7 protein-coding genes and 1 pseudogene are annotated in these 6,898 nt (G+C 71.6%); 5 read left to right on the top strand and 3 right to left on the bottom strand.

Annotated elements, in window-relative coordinates; translation table 11 throughout:
- Window positions 1–212: 212 nt before the first annotated feature.
- A complete protein-coding gene (locus ACZ5Y0_RS05525) occupies window positions 213–797 on the top strand; it encodes a suppressor of fused domain protein (RefSeq protein WP_469127302.1) in 585 nt (194 codons plus the stop codon).
- A gap of 30 nt (window positions 798–827) precedes the next feature.
- On the opposite strand, the pseudogene ACZ5Y0_RS05530 reads toward ACZ5Y0_RS05525, so the two are convergent.
- Window positions 828–1,726, bottom strand: a pseudogene (locus tag ACZ5Y0_RS05530) (MFS transporter); the annotation flags it as partial.
- Window positions 1,727–1,822: 96 nt separating this feature from the next.
- Between ACZ5Y0_RS05530 and ACZ5Y0_RS05535 the strand changes: the two are divergent.
- The 3 genes from ACZ5Y0_RS05535 to ACZ5Y0_RS05545 all read left to right on the top strand — a co-directional run bounded on the left by ACZ5Y0_RS05535 (window position 1,823) and on the right by ACZ5Y0_RS05545 (window position 4,399).
- Entirely contained in the window at window positions 1,823–2,464 is a 642-nt protein-coding gene (locus ACZ5Y0_RS05535) for a DUF6758 family protein (protein ID WP_469127303.1), read from the top strand.
- Between the two features lie 319 nt (window positions 2,465–2,783).
- Window positions 2,784–3,641, top strand: coding sequence for a PHP domain-containing protein (locus ACZ5Y0_RS05540; protein ID WP_469127304.1), 858 nt, complete (start codon window positions 2,784–2,786; stop codon window positions 3,639–3,641).
- 152 nt (window positions 3,642–3,793) lie between these two features.
- Window positions 3,794–4,399 carry a MarC family protein gene (locus ACZ5Y0_RS05545; RefSeq protein ID WP_469127305.1) on the top strand — a complete coding sequence of 202 codons (606 nt, stop codon included), beginning with the start codon at window positions 3,794–3,796 and terminating at the stop codon, window positions 4,397–4,399.
- 75 nt (window positions 4,400–4,474) lie between these two features.
- Here the strand turns inward: ACZ5Y0_RS05545 and ACZ5Y0_RS05550 are convergent, their stop codons facing one another.
- A complete protein-coding gene (locus ACZ5Y0_RS05550; RefSeq protein ID WP_467510682.1) occupies window positions 4,475–4,627 on the bottom strand; it encodes a hypothetical protein in 153 nt (50 codons plus the stop codon).
- Window positions 4,628–4,859: 232 nt separating this feature from the next.
- Here ACZ5Y0_RS05550 and ACZ5Y0_RS05555 point away from each other — a divergent pair, with 232 nt between their 5' ends.
- A complete protein-coding gene (locus tag ACZ5Y0_RS05555) occupies window positions 4,860–5,765 on the top strand; it encodes an NYN domain-containing protein (RefSeq protein ID WP_469127516.1) in 906 nt (301 codons plus the stop codon).
- Between the two features lie 40 nt (window positions 5,766–5,805).
- Here ACZ5Y0_RS05555 and ACZ5Y0_RS05560 read toward each other — a convergent pair whose 3' ends face one another.
- Window positions 5,806–6,684: an alpha/beta fold hydrolase gene (locus ACZ5Y0_RS05560; protein WP_469127306.1), complete on the bottom strand. Its 879-nt coding sequence runs from the start codon at window positions 6,682–6,684 to the stop codon at window positions 5,806–5,808.
- Window positions 6,685–6,898: the final 214 nt, after the last annotated feature.

A 6,898-nucleotide genomic window follows, 5' to 3' on the forward strand; every position in this document is an offset into this window, starting at 1 on the left:
GCGGCGGGAAGAGCGAGTGGTACTGCACGGCCGACTTCGATCCATGACAGCCCCACCTCCTCCAGCCGGTCCCCCGTGAGGGAATACCTTCGGCGTCGGGGCTTGATCGCGACGCTTCTGCGTGCTGCCCCGAACCACCGGGCCAGAGTATCAGCCGACCGAAGTGTCAAGGCGCTGCTTTGCCCGGTACTGGCGAGTTCTATGCTCGCGGCATGGCTGATGTTCTTCCTCTGGTCGAAGCCCGGTTGCGCAGCGCGCTGGGCGAGCCGGACGCCCGCGCCGCGGTCACCTTCCTGGGTACGGACCGCATCGAGGTCCTGCGCTTCCAGGAGGGCGACATCGTCCGCTACGCCACGCTCGGCATGTCCGCGCAGCCGATGAGCGACCCCACCGCGATGCTCGCCGACCCGGTCGAGGGGCCGCGCGCCGAGCTGGTCCTGTCCGTGCGCGCCGGGCACGCCGGCACCGACAAGGTGCTCCGCCCGCTCGCCGTGCTCGCCGCCTCCCCGCAGGTCGAGGGCGTGGTCGTGGCACCCGGCGCCTCCCTCGACGTCGGGGAACCCCTGTGGCCGGGCGCCCCGTTCACCTCCGTGCTGGTGGCCGAGCCCGGCGGTCTGGTCGAGAATCTGAACCTGGACGAGCCCCTGGACCCGGTCCGGTTCCTGCCGCTGCTGCCGATGACCCCCAACGAGGCCGCCTGGAAGAGGGTGCACGGCGCCCAGGCCCTTCAGGAGCGATGGCTGACGCACGGGACTGACCTGCGGGATCCGTCGCGCAGGTCCGTCCCGCTGGAGTGACCGAACTCACCAACCGGCAGCAGCAGTGCGTCAGTTGGCGAAGACGGTGACCCCGTCCTCGGTCGTGTGCCGGGGCTCCGGCTTCCTCGGCGACGATTCCCCCCCCCGCTCGGGCGAAGTCGGGAGTGGGGGAGTGTCAGCGCCTTGCGTCGGAAGGCGACCACGACCGCGCCGAGGACGGCGGTGACCGCCGCGACGACGAACGGGATATGGATGTCGGTCCACTCCCGGATCTTCGGCGCGAAGAACGGCGCGGCGGCCGCGGCGAACCAGCGCACGAAGTTGCGCCCCGCTCGCGACCGGTCGCGGGGCGTCCGACACCCAAGGGCCAGCTCCGTGTACACGGTGTCGTTCAGCCGATGAGGGCGCCGGACAGGATCGTGCGGAAGACGGCGGTGGCGTGGTCCGCGTAGCCGAGCACCAGGACGTCGGCGGCGAGCAGCACCAGGGAGCCGCCGAGCACCCTCGGCGAGCCGAACCGCTGCTGGAGCCGCGGGCCACCAGTACCGCGGTGTCGAAGAAGGGGTAGCGCCAGCTGACCTCCCCGGAGCAGCGGCGACATCTTGCGGGCGGGCTTCGGCTGCTCCCTGAGGGACGCCGTGATCCACAGGGAGCCGATCGCCTTCGGCACCGCGGTGCCGAAGAAGGGGTAGCCCCAGCTGACCTCCCCGAGCAGCGCCCAGCAGGGGTCCGCACGCCATGCCGAGGCCGAGGGCGTACTCGTACAGCAGGATCGCCGCGGGGTGGGGCAGCTCCGCGCTGCCGCCCGCCGCCGCTCCGACGATCACCGCGAGGGCGGTGGAGACGAACAGCGCCTTGCCCAGGCCCCAGCCGGCGCGGTGGCCGACGAGCTGTCCGACGGTGTCGGAGGTGCCGGTCAGGCCCGCGAGGACGACGACGAGGGCGAGGCCGAGCAGCAGGGTCCCGCGCCAAGGTACCGCTACCTGCCTCGCCCGGACGGGGTTTCCGCCCGGACGGGTGATCGTCCTTGACGTGGGCCGGATCGGGTAGGACCGTGGGGCTCTATGAGGGGCGAACCCAGTTGCCCGAAGTGTGGTGGCCGGGTCAGGGCTCCCGGCCTCTTCGCCGATTCCTGGCAGTGCGGCGTGCACGGGGCCGTGTATCCGCTCCAGCCCGTGATCCCGCCCAGCGTCGAGGCCCTCAGCGTGGTCGTGCACCGCACCCAGGTGCCGGTGTGGATGCCGTGGCCGCTGCCGGTCGGCTGGCTCTTCACGGGCGTGACCTACGCCGGTGACGACCGCAGCGGCGGCCGCGCCACCGCCGTCGCCTGCACGGGCCCTGGCCCGGTCGGCGGCATGGGGGAGCTGATCCTCGTCGCCGAGGAGCTGGGCGTCGGACTCGGCGCGCGTTACGCAGGGATGGAGGGCCCCGATCCCGGTCCGTACATGAACGTGGAGAAGCCGCCCCAGGCCAAGGTCCTCGCCGCCGGCCGTCCCACCCCGCTCTGGCTGGTCCACGGCGCCCCGGGCGACCGCGCGGTCTTCGCGGGCGAGGCGAGGGGGCTGTGGCTGTGGGCGGTCGTCTGGCCCGAGCAGTCGGGGTTGCTGATGTACGACGAGCTGGTGCTGACCGATCTGCGCGACGCGGGGGCGGAGGTCGAGCTGGTGCCGTGCGGGGCGCTTTCGCCGCGGTTGCTGAGGCCGTAGGGGGCTTGCCGGAGGCGGAACGTGAAGTGGGGGGCGTCCCGGGTGAGCTGGGTTCGGAGTGCGGGGTGTCCCGGTGTGAGCGGGTTCGGAATGTGGGGGCGTTCCCGGTGAGCGGGTTCGGAATGTGCGGGGCATCCCGGCCGCGAGGCTCTGAAGGGTTGGGCGTTCCGGCCCTGACGCCTGAGGGCGTGAGGGATCGCTCAGAGCCGGGCGCGCAGGTGTAGGGGGCACTCGGCTGGTTCAGGTGTGACAGGGGGGTCCGGAAATCCGGTTATCCTTGAGCGTCCCCGTCCGCCCGTCACCGCTTGGAGTCCGCGTCGTGCGCATCGATCTGCACTGCCACTCCACGGCTTCCGACGGTACGGACACTCCGGCCGAGCTGGTGCGCAACGCCGCCGCGGCCGGACTGGACGTCGTCGCGCTGACCGACCACGACAGCACCCGCGGATACGCCGAGGCGACCGCCGCGCTGCCGCGGGGGCTCACCCTCGTCACCGGGGCCGAGCTGTCCTGCCGCATCGACGGCATCAGCATGCACATGCTGGCCTACCTCTTCGACCCCGAGGAGCCCGCCCTGCTCGCCGAGCGCGAGCTGGTGCGCGACGACCGGGTGCCGCGGGCGCGCGCCATGGTCGCCAGGCTCAACGATCTGGGCGTGCCCGTCACCTGGGAGCAGGTCGCGCGGATCGCGGGGGAGGGCTCCGTCGGGCGCCCGCACGTGGCCACCGCGCTCGTCGAACTCGGTGTCGTGTCGACCGTGAGCGACGCGTTCACCCAGGACTGGCTGTCCGACGGTGGCCGGGCCTACGTCGAGAAGCACGAGACCGATCCCTTCGAAGCGATCCGCCTCGTCAAGGCGGCGGGCGGCGTCACCGTCTTCGCCCACCCGGCCGCGAGCAAGCGGGGCCGCACGGTGCCGGAGTCCGCGATCGCGGAGCTGGCCGCCGCCGGCCTCGACGGCATCGAGGTCGACCACATGGACCACGACGACCACACCCGCGCGCGACTGCGCGGGCTCGCAGCCGACCTGGGGCTCCTCGTCACCGGGTCGAGCGACTACCACGGCAGCCGCAAGACGTGCGTGCTCGGCGAGTACACGACGGACCCCGAGGTCTACGGGGAGATCACCCGGCGCGCGACCGGCGCGTTCCCGGTGCCGGGGACCGGCGGGGCCTGAGGCCCGCCCTCTACCGTCACCGCTCCGCGTGCCGGGGACCGGCGGGGCCTGAAACCCACCCCGGACCGTCACCGCTCCCGGTGTCGGGACCGGCCTGAGGCTCACCCCTTATCCGTCATCCTTCACCCTCTTTTCGCAAGGCTTCCCTACAGATGTTCGACCTCGCCGTCTTCGGCTCCCTCTTCCTCACCCTCTTCGTCATCATGGATCCCCCCGGGGTCACCCCGATCTTCCTCGCGCTGACCGCAGGGCGTCCCGCCAAGGTGCAGAAGCACATGGCCTTCCAGGCCGTCTGCGTGGCCGGCGGTGTCATCACCGTCTTCGGGCTCCTCGGTCACCAGATCCTGAACTACCTGCATGTGTCCGTGCCCGCGCTGATGATCGCGGGCGGACTGCTGCTCCTGCTGATCGCCCTCGACCTGCTGACCGGCAAGACCGACGAGCCCAAGCAGACCAAGGACGTCAACGTGGCGCTGGTCCCGCTCGGCATGCCGCTGCTGGCCGGACCGGGCGCGATCGTGTCGGTCATCCTGGCCGTGCAGAAGGCCGACAGCGCCACCACGCAGGTGTCGGTGTGGACGGCGATCCTCGCCATCCATGCCGTGCTGTGGCTGGTGATGCGCTACTCGCTGCTGATCATCCGGGTCATCAGGGACGGCGGCGTGGTCCTGGTGACGCGCCTCGCCGGCATGATGCTCTCCGCCATCGCCGTACAGCAGATCATCAACGGCGTCACACAGGTGATCCAGGGAACCTGAGCCCCTCCGGCACGCGCAGAGCCCCCTACGGCATCGTGCCGTGGGGGGCTCTGAAGTCTGTGTGGGCCCGTGATGTTACGAGGCCGAGGTGCCGGCCGGACGGATCCACAGTCGCTGCCCGATGGCGGCGGCCTGCTGAACGATCCGGTTGACGGAGGCGGCGTCCACAACGGTGCTGTCCACGGGCGTGCCGTCGACGTCGTCGAGTCGCATGATTTCGAAGCGCATGGGCTTCTCCCTTCGTCTGGTCATCCTCCTGAGGAGAATTGCTGTACGTGAAGAGTCAACGCGGTGCGTGTTACAAACATTCCCTACGCTAAAGAAATTTTTCGAACGTCTAATTACTGACCGGTAAGGGAGCTGGCGCCACCGACGGCCGCCAAGGGTTCGCCCTGCTCGGTGAAGCGCCTTGTGGAGACCGAACGGGACCGGTTGTGTTCGCAGCGTGACCGCCGGGACAATGGACGTGATGAACGACGACCTCGCGGCCCTCGCCGCCCGCATCGACCGCACGAACGAGCTGCTGACCCGCATGCTCGCCGAGGTGGCGAAGACACCCTCGACCCATGCGATCTTCGTCGACGCCGGGTACCTCTACGCGGCGGCGGGTCGGCTGGTCGCCGGAACCGAGGACCGCCGGGCCTTCGACCTCGACGCCGAGGGTCTGATCGACGCGCTCATCGACCGCGCCCGCACGATCTTCGCGGACAGCCGACTGCTGCGCGTCTACTGGTACGACGGCGCCCGCCGCCGCATCCACACCGCCGAGCAGCAGTCCATCGCCGAACTCCCCGACGTCAAGGTCCGCCTGGGCAACCTCAACGCGAACAACCAGCAGAAGGGCGTCGACTCCCTGATCCGCAGCGACCTGGAGTCCCTCGCCCGCCACCGTGCCATCAGCGACGCCGCGCTCCTGGGCGGCGACGAGGACCTGGTCTCCGCCGTCGAGGCCGCGCAGGGGTACGGCGCCCGCGTCCACCTCTGGGGCATCGAGGCCCCCGAGGGCCGCAACCAGGCGGAACCCCTGCTGTGGGAGGTCGACAGCCAGCGCACCCTCGACCTCGACTTCTTCAAGCCGTACGTGTCACGGCGTACCGCCCAGACCTACGAGCCGGCCGGTGCGGCCCGGCCCACCCGCGACGACGTGCGCTTCGTCGGCGCGCAGATCGCGGCCAAGTGGCTGGCGGCGCGGGGCCGGGAGTCCCTCGTGGAACTGCTGCCGGGCCACCCCTACCTGCCCGGTTCCGTCGACCAGGACCTGCTCGTGGAGGCGGAGGGCATGCTTCAGTACTCGCTGCGCGGCCAGTCGGACCTCAGACGGGCGCTGCGGGACGGGTTCTGGGAGCACTTGCAGACGCAGTACTAGCCGCTCCCCGCTTCGACCGGCCCGATCCGAACCAGAGACGCTAGTCCCCGTCCGGGCGGACCTTGTCCCAGAAGTCGGCGAGCGCGTGCGCCGTCGGCAGGGGCTGGTCCAGGTTGGGGGAGTGTTCGGCGCCGGCGACGACCGTCCGGTGGGCGCCCAGGTCCATCGCCATGTCGTCCAGGACGGTCACCGGCCATGTGTCGTCGCGCGCCCCCGACAGGACGTGGAACGGCAGCGGCACGGCGGCGAGTTCCGCGACACGGTTCGGCTCGACCAGCAGCTGGCGTCCCGTGGCCAGGAGCTGGGCGGGCTTGTGGTTCACCCAGCGCTGCCTCACCAGCGCCGGATCCCCGATCCCGCGGGCCGGGCCGCCGACTTCCTCCGGCGGGCCCATCGCCAGGATCGCCTCCCACACCTCGGGCATCGTCATCAGCGCGAGCGCGTCGTGCAGCAGCCCTACGCGATGCCGCTGCGACTCGGAGATGTGCGCCGGGCCCGACGCGACCAGCGTGAACGAGGTGAAGGGGGAATGGTCGAGCAGGACGGCCGCCCGGGCGATCTGCCCGCCCAGGGAGTGTCCGACCAGGTGCACCGGGGTGCCGAGCGCGGCCGCCTGCGCGAGCACGTCCCGCGCCAACTCCTCCTGAGCGTACGGCGCTTCGTCGAACGCGGGCCCGTCGCTCTCGTTCTGTCCACGACCGTCGACGGCGACCGTGCGGTACCCGCGCGCCGCGAGCGGCTCGTGCAGCAGGTGGAAGTCCTCCTTGCTGCCGGTGAACCCGGGCAGCAGCAGAGCGGCACCCCGCGGCACCACACCGTCGGCCACGGGCGAGTCGACGACGGCGAACTCGCCTCGCGCGGTGCGCAGCGGGTACGCGCGAGCACCGGGGGGCGGGGTGAAGACGGTCGGGACGGTCACACGCCGAGGCTACCGGGACACGTCGACGGCCGAGCGCTGGGACTCCGCCCCTGGATCCCCCGCCATGTCCACCCGCAACCCGACCCGTGCGGCGGGCGGCGCTGCTCGTCGTGCTGGGCGCCTGTCGCGGGGGGGGGGGGGGGGGGGGGGGGGGGGGGGGGGGGGGGGGGGGGGGGGGGGGGGGGGGGGGGGGGGGGGGGGACGAAAAAAGAGA

Source organism: Streptomyces sp. NPDC033216 (assembly GCF_055577115.1).